Below are 23,613 nucleotides of genomic sequence, written 5' to 3'. Positions count from 1 at the left end.
AACAAGAGTGCCGATATGCAATTACATAATGTCTCAAATTGGTATAAACTTCGCGGCATTAATGAGTTGAGGAAATTGAAATGCGAGTTGCGTTAGGTATTGAATATGATGGTAGTGGTTTTTTCGGATGGCAGCGCCAGGCCGATGTCGTTTCAGTGCAAGCTCAGCTTGAAAAAGCTTTATCCTATGTGGCAAATGAATCGATAGAAGTCTTTTGTGCTGGCAGAACCGATTCTGGGGTCCATGGTACAGGGCAGGTGGTGCATTTTGACACCACCGCCAAGCGTCCATTAACCGCATGGACATTGGGCATTAATGCTAATTTGCCTGACACCATTGCCGTGCGCTGGGCCAAAGAAGTCGATGACAGTTTTCATGCGCGCTTTAGCGCCACTGCGCGCCGTTATCGCTATGTGATTTACAATCATCAATTACGCCCTGGGATATTACGCTCAGGTGTAAGCCATTATCATGGTGATATCGATGAAACCTTAATGCACCAGGCTGCACAATTATTGCTAGGCGAAAACGACTTTACCAGTTTTCGTGCCATTCAGTGCCAATCCAATACGCCGTTTCGTAACGTACATAAAGTCACGGTTACCCGCCAGGGGATGTATGTAATGGTTGATATTCAAGCTAATGCATTCTTACATCATATGGTGCGGAATATTGTTGGCTCGTTGCTTGAAGTTGGCCTCGGCAATAAACCGATTGAGTGGATAACTGAGTTACTGGCACTTAAAGATCGCAATCAAGCCGCAGCAACGGCAAAGCCCAATGGTTTATATTTAGTCGATGTGACGTACCCAGAGCAATATCAACTGCCTAAACTGGCACTTGGGCCGTTATTTATGTTGGATTAAGCCATTGTTCATTAGCTTAATTAACGTATAACTAACCTGCTTTTGTGATACAAACTATGACACAATATCGACAATAAAAATCAATTACCCTTGCGGTGAATCAGACTCGCAATGTAATTGACCCATTAAGTTAAAATAAGCCAAATGTTGTTATTTTGGCTTATTTACCCCTTTTCTTAACCTGAGTTAAGGTTAAACAGGTAACGCGTCAGTAGAGTTTAAATGGTATTTATATATGTCGACCATCAATGAAGTCAATGTCCCAGAGCAAGATGCTAGCCTAGCACAATGGCTAGATTATTTACTGGCTATACACCCAAGCGAAATCGACATGGGATTAACCCGGGTTGAAAAGGTCGCTAAGCGGTTAAATTTATTATCGTTAGCCCCAAGTAAAGTGATTACCGTTGCCGGTACTAATGGTAAAGGCACAAGCTGTGCGATGTTAGAGTCTATTTTGCGTCAGTCTGGTCTGTCTGTTGGGGTATATAGCTCGCCGCATTTATTACGCTATAACGAACGGGTGCGAATTAACCAACAAGATGCCAGTGACGCAGCGCTAATCGAAGCATTTTGTGCGATTGAAGCGGCGCGTGATGATATTTCACTGACCTTTTTTGAATACGCAACACTCGCCGGTTTGTATTTGTTTAAAGCTGCAAACGTAGATGTGGCTATTCTTGAAGTGGGTTTAGGTGGGCGCTTAGATGCCACCAATATTATTGATTCAACGGCTGTGATCTTGACCTCAATAGATCTTGACCATCAAGAGTATCTTGGAGACAGCCGAGAATTGGTTGGCCGTGAAAAAGCCGGGGTATTTAGGCAACATTGTCTTGCCGTAGTGGGCGAACCTGACTTACCTAAGTCGGTTAAAGATTATGCCGAGTATATGCATACTCGCTTGTATCGCGTGGGTAATGAGTTTAACTATCAAGTGTCTGATAGTGATTCTGCACGGTGGGATTTTACATCAGCGCAAAGCAACTATTCTGGTTTACCTGTGCCCAGCTTACCCTTACCTAATGCTGCGAGTGTAGTGGCGTTAATCAGCCAGGTATGGCCGCAGATCACCGAGCAGCAAATTGCCGATGGCCTAGCCAAGGCCAAACTCGCAGGGCGCTTAGAGCAAGTGAGTCAGCAGCCAATCGTTTTACTGGATGTTGCTCATAACCCACATGCAGCTCGTTATTTAGCTAACCAGTTACAGGCCTATCAAGGCAAACGAATTGTCGCTGTGTGTGGCATGTTAAAAGATAAAGATATTAACGCGGTGATAGAAACACTTGCACCGCACATTAGCCAGTGGAATCTAGTGAGTTTAGATAATCCTCGCGGGGCATCGGCGCAATTGTTATATGATGCATTGCCACAGGCGAGTCAACAAAACGCACAACTATATCAAGATATGAGCAGCGCGTGGCACGGCTTACAAAAAGACATAAACGAAGACGATGTGGTTATTGTGTTCGGTTCTTTTTATACTGTTGCGGGCGTTAAATCATACATAGGTTAATTTTTTTAAAGGGAATTCGCTTTGAATCGTCAATTTCAAAATCGTTTGGTCGGAACCATTGTGCTTGTGGCTTTAGGGGTGATTTTTTTACCTGACCTATTAGATGGTAAAAAGACTCAGGTTGTAGAAGAATTTACTGAAATACCATTACGACCTTTAGCCAAAAACACCCACAATTCAAATGGTAGTGAACAGGCAGAGCAAACTGCAGACACCATTGAAGAGTTTCAGGTGTTAACTATAGCGGAGCCGCAAGACCTTGGCAGTGATGTGGTTGAGCTGGGTGACGATAAGCCTGCAGAGGTGGTTCAAAAAGTTGACCCAAAACCACAAGTAACAACACCCGTTAAACCCCAACCCAAACCGGCAGCCGTAGTGGCGCAAACCAAAACACCAGCCAAAGCCGCGATAACCGCAGGTTACACTTTACAACTAGGTGGCTTTAATAACGCTGCCAATGTCAGTGCGCTTGTGGCACAGCTGCGCAAAGCAGGTTTTACTGCTTATACCTTGCCTGTTAAACCGGTTGACGGAAAACTGACTCGGGTATTTGTTGGCCCTGAAGTGTCTGAAGCTAAACTTAAAGCTCGCCAGGAGCCTATCTTCAAACTAACCGGATTAAAGGGCAAGATCATCGCCTACAATCCTCAAGAACATTAACTCGTTCAGACGGTAGACTCAGTGCGTGGTTGAAAATATCAAATTGATTGTTCGCAATCGCGCATGAATAATTTATGCAATCAGGGGTGAGAAACATCTCTGTCTCTGTTAGAATCGCGCCGTCTTGAACCCTATACCGGATCCCCATTTTCATGGTTTGGATTGATTACGCAATTATTATCATTATCGGGTTATCAACTATTATTAGTTTGATCCGCGGATTCGCAAAAGAAGCCATGTCACTTGTGGTTTGGTTTGCCGCTTTCTTTATTGCTAGCCAGTTTTATCTCGATCTTGCCGCGCATTTAACCCAAATGCAGGACGAGTTAGTGAGAAACGGTGTCGCGATTGCCATTCTATTTGTCGTTACCCTGATCCTAGGGGCTTTAGTCAATTATTTATTAGGCCAGTTAGTGTCTAAAACTGGCTTGTCAGGCACAGACCGTGTACTTGGTTTGTGTTTTGGTGCCATTCGTGGCGCTTTGATTGTAAGCGCATTACTGTTTTTTATGGATGCATTTACTGCGTTCCCAGACACCGTTTGGTGGCAGGGCTCAGTACTTGTACCCGAATTTGGCGTGGTTATTCAGTGGTTTTTTAACTATCTCGAAAACACCTCAAGCTTTGTACCCAAAATCTAAAATTATAAACATAAAACACCTTACAGTGAGGAACCTTACCCATGTGTGGTATCGTCGGAATAGTAGGAAAATCAACAGTTAACCAAACCATTTATGATGCGCTGACTGTGCTTCAACATCGTGGGCAAGACGCAGCAGGCATTGTGACTGTAGACATCAATGCGTTTCGTTTACGTAAAGCAAATGGCTTGGTTAAAGATGTGTTTGAACCCAAGCACATGCAACGTTTACAGGGCAATGCGGGTATTGGCCATGTGCGTTATCCTACCGCGGGTAGTTCTAGTGCATCAGAAGCACAACCGTTTTATGTTAACTCGCCGTTTGGTATTTCGTTAGCGCATAACGGCAACTTAACTAACACGCTTGAGTTAGCTGAAAGCCTGGTCAAAAAACGCCGTCATGTTAATACCACCTCTGACTCAGAAATCTTGCTTAATTTATTAGCCGATGAACTACAAGAAACACGTAGCTTGTCACTAAGTGCTGATGAAGTGTTTGATGCAGTGGCTAAAGTACATGCGCAAACTCGCGGTGCTTATGCCGTGACAGCGATGATTATTGGCCAGGGTTTAGTCGCGTTTCGTGACCCATTTGGTATTCGTCCATTGGTGCTTGGTAAGCACGAAACTGCAACCGGTACTGAATACATGGTCGCATCTGAAAGCGTGGCATTAGATGCCGTTGGCTTTGAAGTGATGCGCGATGTTGCTCCAGGTGAAGCGATTTATATCTCACTTGATGGTCAGTTATTTACTCGCCAATGCGCTGTTGACCCAAGCTATGCGCCGTGTATCTTCGAGTTTGTGTATTTTGCTCGCCCAGATTCAAGCATCGACAAAGTGTCTGTTTACGCAAGCCGCGTTAACATGGGTGCCAAGTTAGGTGAAAAAATCAAAAAAGAATGGGATGATCACGATATCGACGTCGTTATTCCGATCCCAGAAACCTCTTGTGATATCGCGCTTGAAATTGCCCGTGGTATGGGCTTACCGTACCGTCAAGGTTTTGTAAAAAACCGTTATATTGGCCGTACCTTTATTATGCCGGGTCAGCAAGAGCGTAAAAAGTCAGTTCGTCGTAAGCTCAATGCAATTAATACCGAGTTTAAAGGTAAAAACGTGTTGCTAGTTGATGACTCTATTGTACGTGGTACCACGTCAGAGCAGATCATTGAAATGGCACGTGAAGCTGGCGCTAAGAAAGTATACTTTGCTTCAGCGGCACCTGAAATTCGCTTCCCGAACGTTTACGGCATCGACATGCCGACTTCAAATGAGTTGATTGCTCATGGTCGTGATGCAGATGAAATTGCAAAAATCATTGGTGCTGATGGGATTATCTTCCAGGACTTAACTGACTTAGTTGAAGCCGTAAGAATGGAAAACCCAGAGATTAAACGCTTTGAAACCTCTGTATTTGACGGCCACTACATTACCAACGATGTGAACCAGTCTTACTTAGACCATTTAACTCAGTTGCGTAATGACGACGCCAAAGCCAACCGCAGCAAAGACATTGGCACCAACTTAGAAATGCACAACGAGTGTCATCCATAAGTTAACCGCGTTATTGCTTCGACTTAAAAACCAGCATAAACATGCTGGTTTTTTTATGGGTTTAAAATAGCTTAAAACCTAAAACCTAAAACCTAAAACCTAAAACCAAAATCGACAGCAACACCTGGATCGTCCCGGTAACGCTTATAAATCCGGGATCTAAGATCTCAGGGATGACGGCATAAAAATACGTCGCCCCGGCAATGATTCCTACTCCGTCACCCCGGCAAATGCTGTTGAGCCGGGATCCAGGTGTTGCTTTTTCTACGTCGTCCCAGCAATGCTTCCTACTCCGTCGCCCCGGCAAATGCTGTTGAGCCGGGGTCCAGGTGTTGCTTTTTCTACGTCGTCCCGGCAATGCTTCCTACTCCGTCGCCCCGGCAATGCAGTTAAGCCGGGATCCAGGTGTTTGTTTATTGCGTTTAAGAACTGATGAAGCATTAAGGGCAACAGCAACACCTGGATCGTCCCGGTAACGCTTATAAATCCGGGATCTAAGATCTCTGGGATGACGGCATAAAAATACGTCGCCCCGCAATGCTTCCTACTCCGTCGCCCCGGCAATGCTGTTGAGCCGGGGTCCAGGTGTTTGCTTTACGCTTTTACAAGCCCACAAAACGGCACTCTTCTGATTTCTAAAAGCGGACCATTCGATAATCTTGCAGCGCTTGTGCTGCTTTTTGTGGGTTCGACATGCTGATTTTTTGATAATGTCTGAGCATTTTATCTAAATAACGCTGTGCAATATCAAGCTGTTGCTGTGTGTTTACTTGCCACAGTTTATTGCCCACAGGGCTAATAAGAGTGCTAGGGTCATTGTCACGTGACGAAGCTTTGCTGTGGCGAGACACATACAATATTTCATAAAAGCGGCGATTTTCTTCAAGCAAGGTTTCATCAATTAAACGGCAATCAAGTTCAATCAATTTTTGGCGTAATTCGTGCTGATGGTGCACTGGGCAGAGCATAAAATCAATTTTCAGTTCAGAGTTATTGTGGCAAATAGAATTAACAAGTTCGATCATCAAATCGCCACCCACGCCCGCGATAATAACCAATGGTGTTTCTGGATAATCTGACAAAGAAATTTGGGCAACATCCATACAATGAACTTGCCATTGAGGAGGATTTTGCAGTGGGTAAAAGCGTTCGAGCTTACGTTCAAGCTGTTGCATCAAATTTGGCACAATATCAACAAAATGAATCGTCGGTGCCGCTTGTCTTGATAATAACGCCGCACCTAATAAACCATGGTCACAGCAACAATCCCAAATGTGCGTATAGCCTGTTGGGATCATGTCATTAAGTTGGGTTAAGCGCTGTCCAAGTTTCATTGAGCGAATCGTTTATAAAAATAAAACCCGCATTGTAATGATTTTTGCCGTGAATACTATGTGATTTGCAGCAAGATAAATTAACAGGTAATCTACACTGTAATTTTATACAGTTAATTGGCGCGATTTATGTTTTGTTCATTGAATCTTTGCTGCCTGATAATGGATTATGATTTTATATATTGCTGAAAAACCCAGTTTAGGCCGAGCCATTGCTGATGTACTGCCAAAGCCTCACAAAAAAGGTGATGGTTTTATTACCGCCGCTAACGGTGATTGTGTGTCATGGTGTATTGGCCATTTGCTCGAACAGGCTGAGCCAGATGCGTATGACGATGCGTTCAAATCATGGAAGCTTGAGCATTTGCCCATCGTGCCACAAACCTGGAAGCTACAGCCAAAACCTAAAACCCGCAGCCAACTGACCGTGCTGCGTAAACTGGTTAAGCAAGCATCATCAATTATCAATGCGGGCGATCCAGACAGAGAAGGGCAATTGTTAGTCGATGAAGTGATTTCCTATCTGGGCGTAAAAGGCGACAAACTCAATCAAGTTCAGCGTTTATTAATTAGCGATTTAAACCCTCAGGCGGTAAAACGAGCTTTAGGGCAGTTACGCAGTAATCGTGAGTTTGTGCCGTTATCAACCTCAGCATTGGCACGCAGCCGCGCCGATTGGTTATACGGCATGAACATGACCCGTGCTTATACTATTCAAGGGCGTAAAGTGGGTTATAAGGGAGTATTGTCGGTTGGCCGTGTGCAAACGCCTGTGCTCGGATTAGTGGTTCGCCGCGACGATGAAATTGCCAATTTTACCCCCAAAGCATTTTACGAAGTGCTAGCCCATTTACTGACAGACCAACAACAAGCGTTTACTGCCAAATGGCAACCGAGCGAAGCTTGCCAACCCTACATGGATGAAGATGGCAGAGTGTTAGCCAAAGGGTTAGCTGAAAACGTAGTTTCGCGCATATCTGGTCAACCCGCTGAAATCACCAAGCTTGAAGCCAAAGATAAACGGCAAAATCCGCCACTGCCCTACAGCTTATCGGCGCTGCAAATCGATGCCGCCAAACGCTTTGGTTTGTCGGCTAAAGAGGTATTGGATACTTGCCAAAGTTTGTATGAGCGACATAAGTTAATTACTTATCCGCGCTCTGACAGCCGTTATTTGCCTAAAGAGCAGCATGCGTTAGCGCCTAAAGTGTTAGATGCCGTGCTTAAAGGTGCAGCTGGGTTAGTTGAAGGCTGCGATGGCCCTAATGCCAAGCTTAAATCTAAAGCCTGGGATGACAGTAAAGTGGATGCTCACCATGCCATTGTCCCTACCGAAAAAGTCGCTAACTTATCGGCATTATCAAGTAATGAGGCTAAGTTGTATCAACATGTGGCGCGCCAATACCTTGCACAATTTTACCCCGCTTATGTGTATGCCGAAACCGCCGTTGAAGTGACCATTGCTGGTGGCTTATTTACCACCAAAGCGCGTCAGGATAAAACCCTAGGCTGGAAACAGCTGTTTAAACGAGCTGCAGCAAGCCAAAACCAATCAAGTAGCAATGAAGATGAAAACGACGATGCCGTACAGTCATTGCCGCCGTTAGCAAAAGGGCAAATATTACAATGTGAGCGTGGTGAGTTATTAGAAAAAATGACTCAAGCCCCCAAGCATTTTACCGATGCGACCTTATTAGGTGCCATGACGGGTATTAGCCGTTATGTGACCGATAGTGAGATTAAAAAAATCCTCAAAGAAACTGATGGCCTCGGCACAGAGGCCACACGGGCAGGCATTATTGAGTTGCTGTTTAAGCGCGGATATTTGGTTCGCCAGGGGAAAGCCATTAAAGCGACGCCAGTGGGTGTTGGCTTAATACGCAGTTTGCCCGAATCATCCACGACACCCGACATGACTGCCTTATGGGAAAACAGCCTCGATGCCATCAGTCAAAAACGCTTAAAGTACGATGCCTTTATGCAGCCATTGCTGAGCCAGTTAGATGGGCTAATTACTCAAGCGTCAAATCAGTTACCCTCAGCATTACAAGGTGTTGCCAGTACTGCGCCAAAGCGCAGTTTTAAAAAAACGTATAAAAAGAAGACCAAAGCAAAAGCGAAATAATGGTAATGTAATGTAGCGCTTGAGGTTTTTCTCAGTTAAAGGGGTTTGCACCTGTTTTACCCGCATACTTAATGGAAACAATAAAATGGATCTTTTAACAAGAATAAAAAACTTGCTTAAGAAGCAAAATATTAATTTTGAAACTAATTTAGGTGACCTCGAGTCGAGCAATGATTTATTTCAAATTTTCGAAAGTCTGACACCAGATCGCTTTCTTCATTATGATCCAGAGTGTATCGATGGGATCGAATCCTATATCAACGTATTTAAGCAGCATGGAGATGTGACTCTTGGCGAATTTAAACCTAGCAATATTTTTGTTACTGGGAGTATAGATACAACAGTCACGTTACAGTTTGAATATAGGGAGAGAAAAAAGAAATTTAACATTTTTCAAGATGGGTCTAGCTGGGTTACAGATAGTTTTTATGACAAGCTAAATAATTATATTCAAAAAGAATTGCAAAGTAAGTACCTGATCCTTCCAACTAATGATCAAACGATGGCTGTGGTTTATTTACCTAAAAAAGCCGCTAATACAATTAATAAGCATTATATGGGCATGAGTAGTGCCGATGATATTGTCGCGTTTTTGGTTAAAGGCGGGCTTATTGAGCATATTAATTGGGAACATACCGCACCAGATGCATACAATGGTTATACCTCAGAAGGCGAAACCATTGCGACCGCAATACTAAAAGCAAAATTACCCGAAGGCACTCCTTACCCGCCAAATCCGCGTATAGATGGGATGTTTGAAATGTTCACTGAGACAACACCTGTTAATGTTCATCTACAGAATAAAAAGGGAGAAACACCTTACCGCTTGGCACTGACTGGTGACTCCGTATTTTTGAAAAAATCTTTAGGTGAAATAAGTCAAGATTGCATCAGTTTTTCTAAGTTACTCAGTCGGGAATTGCTTTCTATTAATCCGGCAATTTTGAAAGTTATTGAGCCAATGAAAGACAGTTTGCAGCGCGCTAAATTCCATTCTCACTCTGGTTTTTGTAGTGTGCTATTTTCTCTAGAAGACAATTTCATCATTAGTGAAAATGCATTTTCTATCGAGGGTAGAGAAAACGTTGAGGGTGTTTTTTATTATGAAGTGTTCATTCAGAAAGCTGGAAACGGTAATAACACGATATTAAGAAACTTCTCTGAAACAGAAATTGAAGATATCCAAGCTCTCATCAAGCAGTATTGCGATAATACCCTTTGGCACGAGAGTTAAGCGAAAAACACGTATGAGTCTTGTGCCGGTTAATGGGTTAGCGGAGGTTATTTGGCGACTGTGGCATTAAAGTTTAATCAATGCCATAGTGAACCTTTAGCCTTTTAAATCCATATTGTAGTGTTGTGATCGGTAGCATAATCAATAAAAAATTAAAGGAGGGTGCTATGAAAAGCACACTAGTGTTAACCGTGCTTGCCGCAAGTTTATTGGCTTATGCGTCGAATGCCAGCGCAGATAAAACCATTTTGGCTGGTGGTTGTTTCTGGTGCATGGAGTCTGATTTTGAAAAACTTGATGGTGTAACAGATGTTATTTCAGGATTTACTGGAGGAAACATCAAAGACCCTACCTACAACGGCAACCACCGAGGTCATTATGAAGCGGTTGAAATTACCTATGATCCTAACAAAGTTAGCTACAAAGAACTGTTAGATTATTACTGGGTTAACATTGACCCTTTTGATGCACAAGGGCAATTTTGCGATAAAGGCTCGAGCTATTTAAGTGCGATTTTTGTGGCAAACGATACCGAAAGAGCAATTGCACAACAGTCTAAAAGCCAGGTTGAAAAGCAATTCCCCAATAATAAAGTGGTCACGCCTATTTTAAATGCGTCTATCTTTTATCCGATAAAAGGCGATGAGAGTTACCATCAGGATTACTATAAAAACAACCCTATTAGATATAATGCTTACCGCTGGAGCTGCGGCAGAGACAAAAGATTAGCAGAGATTTGGGGCGATAAAGCAACACATTAAGTTTAACGTTTAAGAGCTTTTGAGCTGTTATGTATAATCTGCGGTGTCGAATGTCGTCACCGCAGGACATTAATGGTGTACATATGAAATCGCTGAACCTCAGCTTAACAATATTAATCCAGCACGCTTTTATCTAAAATGCCTTTAGCGATTAATTGTTGCAAAATAACTCTGGTTTTTTGTTTCAATGTATCGCGAAGTAGGCGGGCCGCAGGAGTGATGGATTGTCTGCTAGGGAAGATTAACCACAGTTCTGTCGCGTTGGCACTGTATTCAGGCAGAATATTGATGAGTTTTCCGGACAATAAATCATTTGAGATATCCAGAGATGACTTTAACCCGATCCCTTTGCCTGATAGGCTCCAGCGGTGGACTAGTTCGCCATCGTTAGACACTCGATTACCTTTCATTTTAATTTTAAACTGTTCATTATCTTTAGAAAACTCCCACACGTCGTAGGTTATATCATTCAGTTGGTATAATAATCCGTTGTGGGATGCTAAGTCTTGTGGGTGGGTTGGTGTGCCGTATTTATCTAGGTAGGCTTGAGATGCACACAATAAACGAGGCACGTTACAAATTTTAAAACCATATAAGTTGGCATCGTTTGGGGAGCCATATCGCAAGGCTAAGTCGACTGAATCGCGATAAAAGTCTAGGTTGCTGTCATTAATATTGGCTCTAAGGCTGACCTCTGGGTAAGTTGTCATAAAGTCATCAATCCATGGGATCACAATATTGCGGCCAAGGTCTGATGACATCGCCAGGCGTAAATCGCCGTCAATGATATCAAGCTCACCTTTCATATTTTGTTTGGCTTGCTCAAGCATCAACATGGCTTGTTCGCATTGCGGAATGTACTTTTCGCCGGCGCTCGACAAGCGTAATTGCCGCGTGGTGCGAATAAACAACTCAGCACCTAAATTGGCTTCTACTCGCTTTAAAGCCGCACTGGCTGTGGCTGTTCGCATGTCTAAATTGGTTGCTGCAGCAGTAATACTGCGAAATTCGGCAACCTTAAGCACCACTTGTAGGTCTTCTAATAGCATGATTATCCATTTTTGATTGATAATGTTTCAATTATTATGCTGTTTATGACAAATAAAACAAGCGCTAATATAGCTTCATCAAGTTTGAACCTTATTTAACACTTATTTTATAAATATTAGCTCCTCATTAGATTATTAGGAATAACAACATGAAAGCCATCGGATATAAGCAGTCTCTACCAATAAATAACCCAGAATCATTAATCGACGTTACTCTAGCGCAGCCTATTGCAACTGGTCGTGATTTATTAATTAAAGTCGCAGCCATTGCGGTTAACCCTGCAGATTATAAAGTACGTTTAAACATGCCACCTGCTGATGGTGAAGTTAAAGTGATTGGTTGGGATGCTGTAGGCGAAGTGATTGCTGCCGGTGACAAAGTGAGCCAATTTAAACCAGGTGATCTTGTATATTATGCGGGTGACATTACCCGTTCAGGTAGCAATGCTGAATATCAATTGGTTGATGAGCGTTTAGTGGGTTTTAAGCCAAAAAGCTTATCAAATGCAGAAGCCGCCGCTTTACCATTAACAGCCATTACCGCATGGGAATTATTGTTTGAACATTTAACCATTAAGAAGCAGAGCCCAACGTCAGTTGAAAAATCAAATGAAGTGATTCTAGTGGTTGGCGCAGCGGGTGGTGTGGGTTCTATTTTTGTGCAAATTGCTAAAGCCATTACAGGTGCAACTATTATTGCTACAGCATCACGTGAAAGCTCAAGTGATTGGGTTAAAAAACTGGGTGCTGACTATGTTGTTGACCACACTAAGCCACTGACCGCGCAAATCGAAGCATTAAACATTGGCCCTGTAACGCATGTTGCTAGCTTAAATAGCACTGATGCTTACTTTGAAAGTTACATAGAAGTGTTAGCGCCATTTGGCAAGATTGCCATGATTGATGATCCAGAAGCGCTTGATGTGACTAAACTGAAGTTAAAGAGCTTGTCATTGCACTGGGAGTTCATGTTTGCTCGTTCAATGTTTAATGCTGCAGATATGCAAGAGCAAAGCCGTTTACTAAACCGTGTGGCTGATTTAGTTGACCAGGGTTATATTCAAACGACTTTAGGCCAACACATGGGCGAAATTAATGCCGCTAACTTACGTGCCGCTCATGAAGCATTAGAAGCTGGTCGTTCTATTGGTAAAATTGTACTTGAAGGTTTTTAATTTTAAGTCATATAAAGTATATATATCAACATTATAAAAATATCAATTAGACTCAAAATAGAGGATTCAAGATGTCACAATTAACGATTGTTGCCAATATTAAAGCGAAAGCGGACAAAATCGAGTTAGTGAAAGCTGAATTAATTAAACTGGTTGAAGCCACGCGCGCTGAAGAAGGTTGCATTAACTACGACCTACACCAAGATAATGCTAACCCAGCTCATTTTATGTTTTATGAAAACTGGCAGAGCCGTGAGTTATGGCAAGCACATATGGGTAACCAGCATATTGCTGAGTACGCCTCCGCTGTTGAAGGTGCTGTTGTAGAGTTTGTATTAAATGAAATGACCATTATTGCGTAGTTTTTACCGTTGCTACAATTAACATAAAAAGCAGATCATAATCATGATCTGCTTTTTTTTGTTGTAAAGTTAATGCTTGATTGGACACTCAATCAATGTAACTGATATAACAGGCATATTTATCCCTAATTTAGATTGTTTAGTGTAAAGCGTATGGAAGGGTAACAATGGAAATTAGATTTGCACAACTGCAATGCCGTTCATCGAGCGTTACGATGAATATTGATGACTGGCTTATTGAGTCGCAACAATCTTGGGGGGTGTTTAGTACCGAAGGTGATGTGGGTGAAATGCTCGGGCAATTACTGACCCAAGATGCTGTCGACAAAACCCTTGCGTATTCGGGGCAAATCACTGGGGCCGACCTATCACAGGTTGCATTTGTGTCATTGCAACAACAGCAGCAATTGCTTGAAGATATTTTAGAGCAGGATGACAGCGAATCTCTGGGGTATACCGACCCTAAAACCACTGTTTTTAGAGTTATTTATGATCAGTGTCATGATAACAACTTAAGCCATCAATTATTGCAACAGTTAGATTTAACCCACCTCAGTCAAAGCAGCTTTAGCCAATTATCTACCGGTGAAGGTCGCAGAGTCATGTTGGCCAGAGCTTTGGCGACAAAAGCGCCTTTTTTAGTATTAGATGAACCCTATGCAGGGCTTGATGTTGAGCATCGAAGCACTTTGACCGCGTTTCTTGAGCAACTATCACACACCATGCAAATGTTGGTTGTGGTATCGCGCGAAGAAGATATGCCGCAATGGATAGAGAAAATTGCCTTGTTTAACCAGGGTAAACTTGACAGTGTGATGAGCAAAGATCAATGGGTTAATCATCCAGTTATTCATCAATTAACTGCACAGTCTGGGCAGCAAAGTGAAGAGCTATTAGCACTTATTCGACGTCATCGTCACAGTGCCAAGTTTGCCAACCCGGTATTTGAACTGCATAACGGCCGAGTTGCTTACAGCGATAAGGTGATTTTTTCTGGAGTGAATTGGCGTATCGATAATGGCGTGCACTGGCAAGTTAAAGGGCCAAACGGCTGCGGTAAAAGTACCTTATTAGGGCTTATTTTTGGCGATCACCCGCAGTGCTATAGTAATGATATCGATATTTTTGGTAAAAAAAGAGGTTCGGGTGAGAGCATATGGGAAATCAAACAGCATATTGGCATGGTGTCGTCTGCGCTGCATATGCAGTATCGCGTTAACTGTAATGCCATAGATGTGATTGTGTCGGGCTTTTATGACTCAATCGGTTTGTACCAAAAGCCTACGCAACAGCAAGTGGCTATCGCAACCGAATGGTTAGCCATGTTACATATGGGGCATTTAGCTAAAACCGCGTTTAAACAGTTAGAATATGGCCAACAACGTTTATTGTTAATTGCCCGGGCAATTGTAAAACAACCTACATTATTGATCCTCGACGAACCCTACCAAGGCTTAGATTACTTAGGCCGCAGGCTGATTAAAAACTCACTTGAGCTTATTGCCAAAGAGCAGTTAACCCAATTGCTATATGTATCACACTATCAACAAGATAGCCTTGATAGCATTGAGCACTTTATTGAGTTTGTTGCCGATGATAGCCATCAAGGTTATCGGGCCGAGGTCTCTGGGCCAACGCTAAAATAAATCCTTATATATGCCATTTATTTTGCTGTACCGCTTAAGGGGCTGGCAATTTTGTGGGTAATTTTCATCCGCCAAGATCGTTAGCCCTTCATTCGATTATTAAATAAAAATTGAAAATGTTTCAATTTTTATGATGTTTATGGCGATTTAAAATATCGGTATGATGACTTCAACAAAATATGGTTTGCCAAAGAGTTGATGTCAATGAACTCAAGTGCAGCATCAACCCATCAATATTGGTAAATAAATATGTTACTCGATACGCCGATTTGTGATTTTGGCTGGAAAGCACCCGATTTCACTTTAAAAAATCCTTATGGTGATGCGTTTACCATGAGTGAACATTTGGGTGAAAAGGGTTTGTTGATTATGTTTATTTGTAATCATTGTCCTTATGTTAAAGCCATCGCAACGCGTTTAGCTAAAGACACCCAGCAATTGATGGCAGAAGGAATTAACGTGTTGGCTGTGATGTCGAATGACTATCAAACAGTTGACGCAGATTCGCCAGCTAATATGCTTCGCTTTGCCGAGCAACACGGTTTCTCATTTCCGTATTTAGTGGATGAAGACCAACAAGTTGGCAAGCAATATGGCGCAGTATGTACCCCTGATTTTTTTGGTTTTAATCACCTTGGTGAGTTGCAATATCGTGGTCGCCTAGACGATGCACGTTTGCAAGATGATCCAAATCGTGAGCCTGAATTAGTCAATGCGATGCAGATGATTGCCGCCATTAATAAAGGCCCGAAACAGCAAACGGCCAGCATGGGCTGTTCAATTAAATGGCGTTAAAGCTGTTTACTGCATTGAAAAAGCAAACCTAAGCACCATATAGCTGTAATCACAAAATAGTGCTGATTAAACGGTGCTATCGAATACCGATTTTTTAACCATACAGCTCAGACTCGTTTGAATTGTATTATCCAGATTTTGCAAATTATCAGCACTCAATTGCTGAGCAGATAATGAGCATAAAAATTTATCGATAATCCAGTTGATATCGATATCTAAACATTATTAGTTGTTTAACATTTTTACGGAGCATCACATGACCCACGCTATTATTTCTGATTTAGAAAAACGTTACACAGCAAAACGCTACGATGCGACTAAGCGCGTATCAGCTGAAGACTTAGCCGTTATTTATGATGCAATGGTGTTATCACCTTCATCAATTAACTCTCAACCATGGAAGTTTATCGTGATTGAAAGTGATGAAGCCAAGCAACGTTTGCATGACTCTTTTGCTAACAAATTCCAGTTTAACCAACCACATGCTAAAGCGGCTTCGCACACAGTATTGTTTGCTTATAACCCTAAGTATACTCGTGACGATTACGCCAAAGTGGTAGATCAGGGTATTACTGATGGCCGTACTAAGCCAGAAGAGCGTGAAGGTGCATTTGGCGCGTTTGCGTTTGTGGATTTAAACACAGACGAAGCGGGTAATAACGCAGCTTGGACTAAGTCACAAACTTATTTAGCACTGGGTAACACCATGCACACACTTGCACGTCTAGGTATTGACTCTACTCCAATGGAAGGTGTTGACAGCGAAATGCTTGGTCAAATCTTTGCTAAAGAGCTTGATGGTTTTGTATGTGATGTGGCATTAGCTTTTGGTTACCATCATTCAGATGAAGACTACAATGCTAAATTACCTAAGTCTCGCTTAGCGGCTGAGCAAGTATTGCAAGTATTGTAATGGCTCAACCGTTGTAAAACGGTACAATCCCCATAAAAAGAGGCATAAGATTCAATCTTATGCCTCTTTTTTATGCTCGGGATATTTAGTATTGATTATCAGATCTTAACGCAAACAATGGCCGCGATTAAGGCTAATGAGCTTATCGAGAATACGTTCGCCATCCATTCTAATGCCGTTGTGCTCATACTCTGAGGTGAGCCAATATTTAAGGTTACCCACCTGTTTGGCTGTTTCTAGGCTGTATTGCATTTCAACATACATATCTTCACTATAAATGGCTGCAGCCACCGGAACCTTATTCGCGGACAGTGTTTCAAGGTTATACAAACTTGGCCAATCTTTTTTCGCGGCGATTAAATCTGCTGCTTGCTGTAAAGGCTCAAGTTGTTCAAATTGTGAAAACATCCACGGATATATCATTTCGCCAGTAAATAATAATGCCTTACCAGGTCGATAGTTAAATTGGTTAAACTCGGCCCTGACACGGTGCGCAGCCCAGGCTGAGGCGTGTTGTTGGCAATAAATCGACTCGTGCATTAAGGCAAAAATGGGGTTGGTGTTGTAATCAAGAAACTGGCTAAATTGATGTAAAAATAATGGGTTTACATCAATACCATGGGGCGTGTCTATTAAGGCCTGTTCCAGCAAATAGTAAACGGCTTCAGGGCCTTGCTCCATACCTAAATTAATGCCAAGGAGCTGGAGTTTTTCAACGGTAAGTAATTCGCCTGTCGCCAAATACACTTTATTGTCGAAAATATACTTGGCCAAATTGTCGACTAAGCTGCGCGCATCTTTAAAGCGAGTAAAAAAGTCGTTATTTTTGGCAATTACGCGCTGATAAGTCGCTCGATAAACTTCATCTGCCGTGCGGGTTAATGATGGAATACCGCCAGTAATGTAAGCTTCTTTTAAGCCATCTGGCGCGGCAGATAAATAATGCAATACACAAAAGCCGCCAAAACTTTGTCCTAAAATACTCCAAGGCTCACCGGGTGACAGCTTAGTGCGGATATACTCAGCATCGCGAATAATATTGTCAGCGCGAAAATTGCTTAAATAATCAGCCTGATCTGTAGCGCTCATGTAACTTAAGCTGGTGGCATTGACTGGTGTTGATAACCCCGTACCACGTTGGTCAAGTAATAATACTCGGTACTCGGTTAACGCACGTTTAATCCAACCACTATTGCTCACAGGCCTTACGGCAGCAAAGCCTGGGCCGCCTTGGAAAAACACTAAATAAGGCAGTTGCTTATGTTGATTTTCAACGCTAACGATTTCTCTCACAAAGACGGTAATTTGCTTACTGGGACTTTGTTGGTAATCGAGCGGTACCGAGAAAAAATGTTTACGAACTTTGATGTCTGATAAGGTGTTATCAATGTGCATATATCGCCTACTGAGTCTTTGCGGGTTGCAATCGCATTTTTTTATTACTTATATTGTACATCAACAATGCAAAGCTTGATGGGTATCACATTAAAAAGCTATCTAGATCAACACTGCCTAGGTAAAATTAACTGATAATCAACATATGATCATAAGCGCGAGGTTGTCGATGAAGTATCAAATCATCCCTGTCACCCCTTTTCAACAAAACTGCAGTGTTATTTGGTGTGAAAAAACCTTAAAAGCAGCGGTGGTTGACCCAGGTGGCGATATAGAACGCATTTTGGCGGAAGTGACCAAATTGGGGTTAACAGTGGAGAAAATTTTACTGACTCACGGCCATATTGATCATGTTGGTGGCGCTGCCAGTTTAGCGGCTAATTTATCGGTGCCCATTATTGGCCCGCATGAGGCAGATAAATTTTGGTTAGAAAACTTAGTGAAGCAGAGTCAAAATTTCGGTTTTCCGCGTACAGAACCCTTTGAACCCACGCAGTATCTTAAAGAAGGCGATGAGGTGAGCGTTGGTGAGCAAACCTTAAGTGTATTGCATTGCCCAGGCCATACTCCGGGCCATATTGTGTTTTACAACGCCAGTTCAAATTTAGCCTGGGTGGGGGATGTGTTGTTTCGTGGCTCCATTGGTCGTACTGATTTTCCGCAGTCTAATCACCAGGACTTATTACATTCTATTACCAGCAAACTATGGCCATTAGGGAAAAATGTAAGCTTTATTCCCGGTCATGGACCTATGTCGACATTTGATGACGAACGCCAGCATAATCCATTTGTTGCTGACCAGCTATTTGATTAAAAATTAATTATTTGCAAGTCATTCATAAAATTAAGACATAAATTGAAACCATTGATTCTTTGCATTGTAAAGGCAGTCTGTTAGCTTAGAAGACTGCGTTTATTATGATGGACAGTTTTCATGGTTCAACACCTTGTTGATTTACTCGATGCCTGGTTACCTACTTATCAAGAAGACTGGGTTGTAGCAGTATTAACTCAAGTGCAAGGGTCTTCTTATCGTAAACCCGGCGCTATCATGTTGTTTCACCCTATGGGTAAAAGTTTAGGCATGTTAAGCGGCGGTTGTTTAGAAGCCGATCTTCGTCGTCACGCTCAGCGTGCAATCCAAACCCAGCAAGTATTGCAATTAACCTATGATGCTACGGATGAGTCTGATACCAGTTATCAGCTTGGTTGTGGTGGTATTGTCAATATTATGATGGTGTCTCTGAATAAAGCGAATAATTACTTAGGCTTAGTGAACGTTCACGATGCGTTAATGCGCGGTGATAGCGGCTTCTATCAGCTTAATATTGCTGATGATGGCGCGCCGAGCAATGCGGTGTCTGGTCAGTTCATTGAAAAAAATCAAGATGGGCAGATTACGGTTACCCTGAATACCAAAACTCAAAAAGTGATTGAGCAAGATACGACGCTATTAAATATTCCACTTCGTCCTCCGGTGCACATTGGTATTTTTGGGGGCGGTTTAGACGCGAAACCCATTGCACAAATGGCCCAAACCATGGGTTGGAAAGTCATTGTTTTTGATGAGCGTACCGCTTATGCGCGCACTTATGACTTTCCCGGTTGCCAAATTATTAAGCACCCGTGCCCAAGTGTATCTAAAGATATACTCAACACTTTAGATGCGGCATTTGTGATGAGCCATAATTTGCAAATAGATGCTAAAACATTAGCCACTTTGCAACCTCTATCAATAGCGTATATCTCGTTATTAGGCCCAGTGCATCGCCGTGACAAAGTGCTTGAGTTAGCCCAATTAAGCCTTGATGACTTTAGTGGCTATTTTTCAGCGCCTGCTGGTTTAGCGCTAGGGGGGGAATTACCCGGCTCGGTAGCATTGAGTATTTTATCTCAGTGTCATGGCGTGCTGTATCACAGCAAATTAACCAGCCTTGATAGTGTGATGCTATAACGATGACAGCGCAATTAACGGCCAATATCACCACGGTTATTTTGGCTGCAGGTGCCAGTAACCGCTTTAATGGCTGTAAAATCACCGCCCAAATTCAGGGCGGGCAAAGCCTTTTAGCGCATAGCATTGAAACACTCAAACACGTGACTCAAACTGCCAACATCCCCCCCGCCGCGGTGGTGTTAGGCGCGCATATTAATGATGAGATTATGGCGATGACCGAGGGTTTGCCGAGGATAATGAATCCACACTGGCAAACTGGGTTATCGAGTTCTGTGAAACAGGCTGTGGCTTATGCGATTGATGCTAAAGCGGATGCCTTGTTGTTGGTATTAGCCGATCAAGTCGCCATTACTGCAAATGAGTATTTGAGTTTAATCGCGGCTTTTTTGCATAACAGGCAAACCTGCTGCAGTTTTTACCTGCAAGATGTGGGTGTGCCTGCCATTTTTCGCGCGGATGATTTTAGTGCGCTAATGTCGCTTGAAGGCGATAAAGGCGCTAAAAGCGTGTTAAAACAACATGCAAAAAACCATAGTGTCACTATATTGCCTATCGATAATGGCGCACGCGATATCGATACCCCTGCCGATTTAACTCATTGGTTAAATCAACAATAATCCGCTGAACTTAACTTAAGCCAGTTCAGCTAAGTTTAATCAAATTCAAGTAACGTGATGTAGCTGCAAGTCACTGCTACGAGACAGCAATAATTTATATCAGTATACCGTCTGCCCTAATTAAGGAGTGATTATGACAACCTCAATACAAAAACTACTGGTCAATGGTAAGGACTTTACCCTTGATGCCGACCCCAACATGCCGGTGTTATGGGCATTGCGTGACATCTTAGGTTTTACAGGGACCAAGTTTGGTTGCGGCGCGGGTTTATGTGGCGCGTGTACTATCCATGTGGATGGCAGCCCAATGCGCGGCTGTTTAACCAGCCTTAAGCAAGTACAGGGTAAGCAAGTGACCACCATTGAGGGCCTAGAAGCGCAAAATCTTAAGCAAGCCTGGTTAGAACACAACGTGCCTCAATGTGGTTATTGTCAGGCAGGACAATTAATGTCTGCAGCAGCGCTATTAAAAACCACAGCAAAACCAACCGATGCACAAATAGATGATGCCATGTCGGGCAACATATGCCGCTGTGGAACCTATCCGCGAATCAAAGCGGCAATCAAATCAGTATCGGAGGCTTAATCATGACGACATTTACCGCAGTTGAAAATATTAGCCGTCGTAATGTGCTTAAGTTATTTGGTGCAGTGGGTGGTGGTTTAGCCCTTGGTGGAACCAGTTTAGCTTGGAGCCCAATGGCGCTCGCCCAAGACAAACAAGCATTAATGAATTTATTTGTCGCCATAGGTGAAGACAACAAGGTTTACCTAACGTGCCATCGCTCTGAAATGGGCCAGGGTATTCGTACGGGTATTCCACAAGTATTAGCCGATGAGCTTGAAGCGGACTGGGATAAAGTGGTTGTGGTACAAGGCTTAGCCGATAAACGTTATGGCAGCCAAAATACCGACGGCAGTCGCAGTATCCGTAAGCATTACCACCGCATGCGCCAAATGGGCGCTACCGCGCGAACTATGTTAGAACAAGCGGCAGCACAACAATGGAAAGTGCCTGTTGCAGAGGTGTATGCCAAAGCACATAAAGTGCATCATAAAGGCAGTAATAAAACGCTATCTTATGGTGACTTAACACTTGCAGCATCCAAGCTTGCGATGCCTGAGTTAGCCACAGTGACATTAAAACCAGAAAGTGAATTTATCCATATTGGCAAATCACATACCATTGTCGATATGGACGCCATGCTCACTGGCAAAGCCAAGTATGGTTATGATATTAAGCTTGATGGCATGTTATACGCCAGTATTACTCGACCACCGGTTCTGGGCTGTGATGTTATCTCTTTGGATGACACTAAAGCGCGCAGCATTGCGGGCGTTGTCGATATTATTACCTTGCCTGTCCCTAAAGGTGCGCCGTTATTCCAGCCACTTGGTGGCGTCGCTGTGATTGCCACCAACAGTTGGAGTGCGATTGAAGCACGTAAAGCGTTAAAGATTACCTGGTCTGAGTCTGTCAATGACAGTCATGATTCTGATATGTACCTCAAAGAATTGGTTGAGCGAGTAAAACAGCCCGGCAAAGTGATCCGCCAATTGGGTACATCAATGACTGATTGGCCCACAGATAATACGGTTAATGCGGTGTACACCGTGCCTTATTTAACCCATGGCATGATGGAGCCTCCCGTGGCAACGGCGAGTGTGACCAAAGATGGTTGTGAATTATGGGCATCAAGTCAAACACCGCAAAGTACTCAGCAAAATGTGGCAGGGGCATTAGGGCTTAAAGAAGAACAAGTTAAGGTTAATGTCACCTTACTGGGTGGCGGTTTTGGACGTAAATCAAAACCTGACTTTAGTGTTGAAGCCGCTATTTTATCGCAAAGACTCAATAAGCCGGTTAAGGTTTGTTGGAGCCGTGAAGACGAAATTCAAAATGGTTATTACCACGCGATTAGTGCGCAAATGTACCAGGCCAAAGTTGATGACAACAAGTTGCCCACGGCTTTACTTGCGCGCACTGGATTTCCTGCAATTAGCTCAACCTTTGCTGAAGGAGTTGAATATCCGTCAGACGGAGAGCTAGATCTTGGGTTTCGCGATGTGCCATTAGCACTAGAGCATATTCAACTTGAAGCAGTTAAAGCCACTGCCAATACTCGTATTGGTTGGATGCGCTCAGTGTGTAATATTCAGCATGCATTTGGCATGGGCAGTTTTGTGGATGAACTTGCGGTCAATGCCAACAAACCCTGTATTGATATGTGGCGCCAATTATTAGGTAAACCGCGTATCGAAAACTTTGAAAATAATCACTTTAAATACGCAAACTATGGTGAAGCGTTAGCGGATCATCCGGTTGATGTTGCTCGATACCTTAAGGTGTTAGATGCTCTAGAAGCTGCGCTGGCCAAAGCCCCTAAAGCGACTAAAAACCAGGGGTGGGGCATGGCGGTACATCGCAGCTTTGTGAGTTATGTGGCGGTAGCCACTTTGGTTGAAGTGGTAAATGACCAGCTCAAAGTGATTAAATCTATCGCGGTAATGGATGCTGGTACTGTGGTGAACCCTGATCGCGTTCATTCGCAGTTAGAAGGCGCGGTGATTTTTGGATTAAGCCTTGCGATGATGGGCGATATTAGCTTTAAAAATGGCAAAGTGGTGCAGTCTAATTTTCATGATTATCCACTACTGCGTTTACCACAATGTCCAGATATTGAAACGCATATTGTCTCGTCGACGGCCAAACCTGCAGGTGTTGGTGAGCCAGGAGTACCGCCTGTTGCGCCAAGTTTAACCAATGCAATCTTTGCCGCAACGGGTAAACGTTATCGTGACTTACCATTAAATAAGGTGCTCGCGGTGTAGTGTTAACTGCCTTAGACAGTAAATTCACTGGATGTAGCACTTAAGTTTTACTCATTTAAGTCGATAAACATTAAGCCAAATGCCTAAGTGTATTCGCACTTAGGCATTTTTACTGTTTTTTGATTGGCTCAACAATGGAATCGACTCGCTCGGCTATACTGATATAGAGTTGAATCCCA

21 protein-coding genes are annotated in these 23,613 nt (G+C 43.0%); 18 read left to right on the top strand and 3 right to left on the bottom strand.

The window, feature by feature from the left end:
• The first annotated feature begins 80 nt into the window (after positions 1–80).
• From truA to purF, 5 genes are all read left to right on the top strand, one after another.
• Positions 81–866 carry a tRNA pseudouridine(38-40) synthase TruA gene (gene truA, locus IEY48_RS13390; RefSeq protein WP_188921114.1) on the top strand — a complete coding sequence of 262 codons (786 nt, stop codon included), beginning with the start codon at positions 81–83 and terminating at the stop codon, positions 864–866.
• Positions 867–1,101: 235 nt separating this feature from the next.
• Complete coding sequence (folC, locus tag IEY48_RS13385; RefSeq protein WP_188921112.1) at positions 1,102–2,382, top strand: bifunctional tetrahydrofolate synthase/dihydrofolate synthase; 1,281 nt, start codon at positions 1,102–1,104, stop codon at positions 2,380–2,382.
• Positions 2,383–2,403: 21 nt separating this feature from the next.
• The gene (gene dedD / locus IEY48_RS13380) at positions 2,404–3,042 is read left to right on the top strand and encodes a cell division protein DedD (RefSeq protein ID WP_188921110.1); all 639 of its coding nucleotides are present in this window, start codon (positions 2,404–2,406) and stop codon (positions 3,040–3,042) included.
• A 152-nt stretch (positions 3,043–3,194) separates the two neighbouring features.
• A complete protein-coding gene (locus IEY48_RS13375) occupies positions 3,195–3,683 on the top strand; it encodes a CvpA family protein (protein ID WP_188921108.1) in 489 nt (162 codons plus the stop codon).
• A gap of 41 nt (positions 3,684–3,724) precedes the next feature.
• Positions 3,725–5,239, top strand: coding sequence for an amidophosphoribosyltransferase (gene purF, locus IEY48_RS13370; RefSeq protein ID WP_188921106.1), 1,515 nt, complete (start codon positions 3,725–3,727; stop codon positions 5,237–5,239).
• A gap of 635 nt (positions 5,240–5,874) precedes the next feature.
• Here the strand turns inward: purF and IEY48_RS13365 are convergent.
• Positions 5,875–6,573, bottom strand: coding sequence for a tRNA (adenine(22)-N(1))-methyltransferase (locus IEY48_RS13365; protein WP_188921103.1), 699 nt, complete (start codon positions 6,571–6,573; stop codon positions 5,875–5,877).
• Between the two features lie 169 nt (positions 6,574–6,742).
• On the opposite strand from IEY48_RS13365, the gene IEY48_RS13360 reads away from it, so the two are divergent.
• The 3 genes from IEY48_RS13360 to msrA all read left to right on the top strand — a co-directional run bounded on the left by IEY48_RS13360 (position 6,743) and on the right by msrA (position 10,693).
• Positions 6,743–8,698, top strand: a complete 1,956-nt coding sequence (locus IEY48_RS13360) for a DNA topoisomerase III (protein ID WP_188921102.1) — start codon at positions 6,743–6,745, stop codon at positions 8,696–8,698.
• Positions 8,699–8,783: 85 nt separating this feature from the next.
• Entirely contained in the window at positions 8,784–9,932 is a 1,149-nt protein-coding gene (locus IEY48_RS13355; protein WP_188921100.1) for a hypothetical protein, read from the top strand.
• 167 nt (positions 9,933–10,099) lie between these two features.
• The gene (gene msrA / locus IEY48_RS13350; RefSeq protein WP_188921097.1) at positions 10,100–10,693 is read left to right on the top strand and encodes a peptide-methionine (S)-S-oxide reductase MsrA; all 594 of its coding nucleotides are present in this window, start codon (positions 10,100–10,102) and stop codon (positions 10,691–10,693) included.
• 113 nt (positions 10,694–10,806) lie between these two features.
• Here msrA and IEY48_RS13345 read toward each other — a convergent pair whose 3' ends face one another.
• On the bottom strand, positions 10,807–11,742 hold the full coding sequence (locus IEY48_RS13345) for a LysR family transcriptional regulator (RefSeq protein WP_188921096.1): 936 nt from the start codon (positions 11,740–11,742) through the stop codon (positions 10,807–10,809).
• Positions 11,743–11,891: 149 nt separating this feature from the next.
• Between IEY48_RS13345 and IEY48_RS13340 the strand changes: the two genes are divergently transcribed.
• The 5 genes from IEY48_RS13340 (at position 11,892) to IEY48_RS13320 (ending at position 16,633) form a co-directional block, all read left to right on the top strand.
• Entirely contained in the window at positions 11,892–12,917 is a 1,026-nt protein-coding gene (locus tag IEY48_RS13340) for a zinc-binding alcohol dehydrogenase family protein (protein ID WP_188921094.1), read from the top strand.
• A gap of 71 nt (positions 12,918–12,988) precedes the next feature.
• On the top strand, positions 12,989–13,279 hold the full coding sequence (locus tag IEY48_RS13335) for a putative quinol monooxygenase (RefSeq protein ID WP_188921092.1): 291 nt from the start codon (positions 12,989–12,991) through the stop codon (positions 13,277–13,279).
• A gap of 167 nt (positions 13,280–13,446) precedes the next feature.
• Positions 13,447–14,925, top strand: a complete 1,479-nt coding sequence (locus IEY48_RS20595) for an ATP-binding cassette domain-containing protein (RefSeq protein ID WP_188921090.1) — start codon at positions 13,447–13,449, stop codon at positions 14,923–14,925.
• Positions 14,926–15,174: 249 nt separating this feature from the next.
• A complete protein-coding gene (locus IEY48_RS13325) occupies positions 15,175–15,720 on the top strand; it encodes a thioredoxin family protein (RefSeq protein ID WP_188921088.1) in 546 nt (181 codons plus the stop codon).
• 256 nt (positions 15,721–15,976) lie between these two features.
• Positions 15,977–16,633, top strand: a complete 657-nt coding sequence (locus tag IEY48_RS13320; RefSeq protein ID WP_188921086.1) for a nitroreductase family protein — start codon at positions 15,977–15,979, stop codon at positions 16,631–16,633.
• 105 nt (positions 16,634–16,738) lie between these two features.
• Here the strand turns inward: IEY48_RS13320 and IEY48_RS13315 are convergent, their stop codons facing one another.
• A complete protein-coding gene (locus tag IEY48_RS13315) occupies positions 16,739–18,028 on the bottom strand; it encodes an alpha/beta fold hydrolase (protein WP_188921084.1) in 1,290 nt (429 codons plus the stop codon).
• 169 nt (positions 18,029–18,197) lie between these two features.
• On the opposite strand from IEY48_RS13315, the gene IEY48_RS13310 reads away from it, so the two are divergent.
• The 5 genes from IEY48_RS13310 (at position 18,198) to IEY48_RS13290 (ending at position 23,434) form a co-directional block, all read left to right on the top strand.
• Entirely contained in the window at positions 18,198–18,842 is a 645-nt protein-coding gene (locus IEY48_RS13310; protein WP_188921082.1) for an MBL fold metallo-hydrolase, read from the top strand.
• Positions 18,843–18,962: 120 nt separating this feature from the next.
• Positions 18,963–19,982: an XdhC family protein gene (locus IEY48_RS13305; RefSeq protein ID WP_188921081.1), complete on the top strand. Its 1,020-nt coding sequence runs from the start codon at positions 18,963–18,965 to the stop codon at positions 19,980–19,982.
• 2 nt (positions 19,983–19,984) lie between these two features.
• A complete protein-coding gene (locus IEY48_RS13300; protein ID WP_188921079.1) occupies positions 19,985–20,602 on the top strand; it encodes a nucleotidyltransferase family protein in 618 nt (205 codons plus the stop codon).
• Positions 20,603–20,735: 133 nt separating this feature from the next.
• Positions 20,736–21,188, top strand: coding sequence for a (2Fe-2S)-binding protein (locus tag IEY48_RS13295; protein WP_188921077.1), 453 nt, complete (start codon positions 20,736–20,738; stop codon positions 21,186–21,188).
• Positions 21,189–21,190: 2 nt separating this feature from the next.
• A complete protein-coding gene (locus IEY48_RS13290) occupies positions 21,191–23,434 on the top strand; it encodes a xanthine dehydrogenase family protein molybdopterin-binding subunit (protein ID WP_188921075.1) in 2,244 nt (747 codons plus the stop codon).
• Positions 23,435–23,613: the final 179 nt, after the last annotated feature.

Origin of the sequence: Shewanella saliphila (genome assembly GCF_014648295.1) — a bacterium.
GTDB lineage: Bacteria > Pseudomonadota > Gammaproteobacteria > Enterobacterales > Shewanellaceae > Shewanella > Shewanella saliphila.
This window is presented reverse-complemented; position numbering and strand designations above follow the sequence as displayed.

Bases quoted from the DNA above. Each gene is read 5' to 3' on its own strand.
- truA (WP_188921114.1), top strand. From the start codon at position 81: ATGCGAGTTGCGTTAGGTATTGAATATGATGGTAGTGGTTTTTTCGGA.
- folC (WP_188921112.1), top strand. From the start codon at position 1,102: ATGTCGACCATCAATGAAGTCAATGTCCCAGAGCAAGATGCTAGCCTA.
- IEY48_RS13375 (WP_188921108.1), top strand. From the start codon at position 3,195: ATGGTTTGGATTGATTACGCAATTATTATCATTATCGGGTTATCAACT.
- purF (WP_188921106.1), top strand. From the start codon at position 3,725: ATGTGTGGTATCGTCGGAATAGTAGGAAAATCAACAGTTAACCAAACC.
- IEY48_RS13365 (WP_188921103.1), bottom strand. From the start codon at position 6,573: ATGAAACTTGGACAGCGCTTAACCCAACTTAATGACATGATCCCAACA.
- IEY48_RS13360 (WP_188921102.1), top strand. From the start codon at position 6,743: ATGATTTTATATATTGCTGAAAAACCCAGTTTAGGCCGAGCCATTGCT.
- IEY48_RS13355 (WP_188921100.1), top strand. From the start codon at position 8,784: ATGGATCTTTTAACAAGAATAAAAAACTTGCTTAAGAAGCAAAATATT.
- msrA (WP_188921097.1), top strand. From the start codon at position 10,100: ATGAAAAGCACACTAGTGTTAACCGTGCTTGCCGCAAGTTTATTGGCT.
- IEY48_RS13345 (WP_188921096.1), bottom strand. From the start codon at position 11,742: ATGCTATTAGAAGACCTACAAGTGGTGCTTAAGGTTGCCGAATTTCGC.
- IEY48_RS13340 (WP_188921094.1), top strand. From the start codon at position 11,892: ATGAAAGCCATCGGATATAAGCAGTCTCTACCAATAAATAACCCAGAA.
- IEY48_RS13335 (WP_188921092.1), top strand. From the start codon at position 12,989: ATGTCACAATTAACGATTGTTGCCAATATTAAAGCGAAAGCGGACAAA.
- IEY48_RS20595 (WP_188921090.1), top strand. From the start codon at position 13,447: ATGGAAATTAGATTTGCACAACTGCAATGCCGTTCATCGAGCGTTACG.
- IEY48_RS13325 (WP_188921088.1), top strand. From the start codon at position 15,175: ATGTTACTCGATACGCCGATTTGTGATTTTGGCTGGAAAGCACCCGAT.
- IEY48_RS13320 (WP_188921086.1), top strand. From the start codon at position 15,977: ATGACCCACGCTATTATTTCTGATTTAGAAAAACGTTACACAGCAAAA.
- IEY48_RS13315 (WP_188921084.1), bottom strand. From the start codon at position 18,028: ATGCACATTGATAACACCTTATCAGACATCAAAGTTCGTAAACATTTT.
- IEY48_RS13310 (WP_188921082.1), top strand. From the start codon at position 18,198: ATGAAGTATCAAATCATCCCTGTCACCCCTTTTCAACAAAACTGCAGT.
- IEY48_RS13305 (WP_188921081.1), top strand. From the start codon at position 18,963: ATGGTTCAACACCTTGTTGATTTACTCGATGCCTGGTTACCTACTTAT.
- IEY48_RS13300 (WP_188921079.1), top strand. From the start codon at position 19,985: ATGACAGCGCAATTAACGGCCAATATCACCACGGTTATTTTGGCTGCA.
- IEY48_RS13295 (WP_188921077.1), top strand. From the start codon at position 20,736: ATGACAACCTCAATACAAAAACTACTGGTCAATGGTAAGGACTTTACC.
- IEY48_RS13290 (WP_188921075.1), top strand. From the start codon at position 21,191: ATGACGACATTTACCGCAGTTGAAAATATTAGCCGTCGTAATGTGCTT.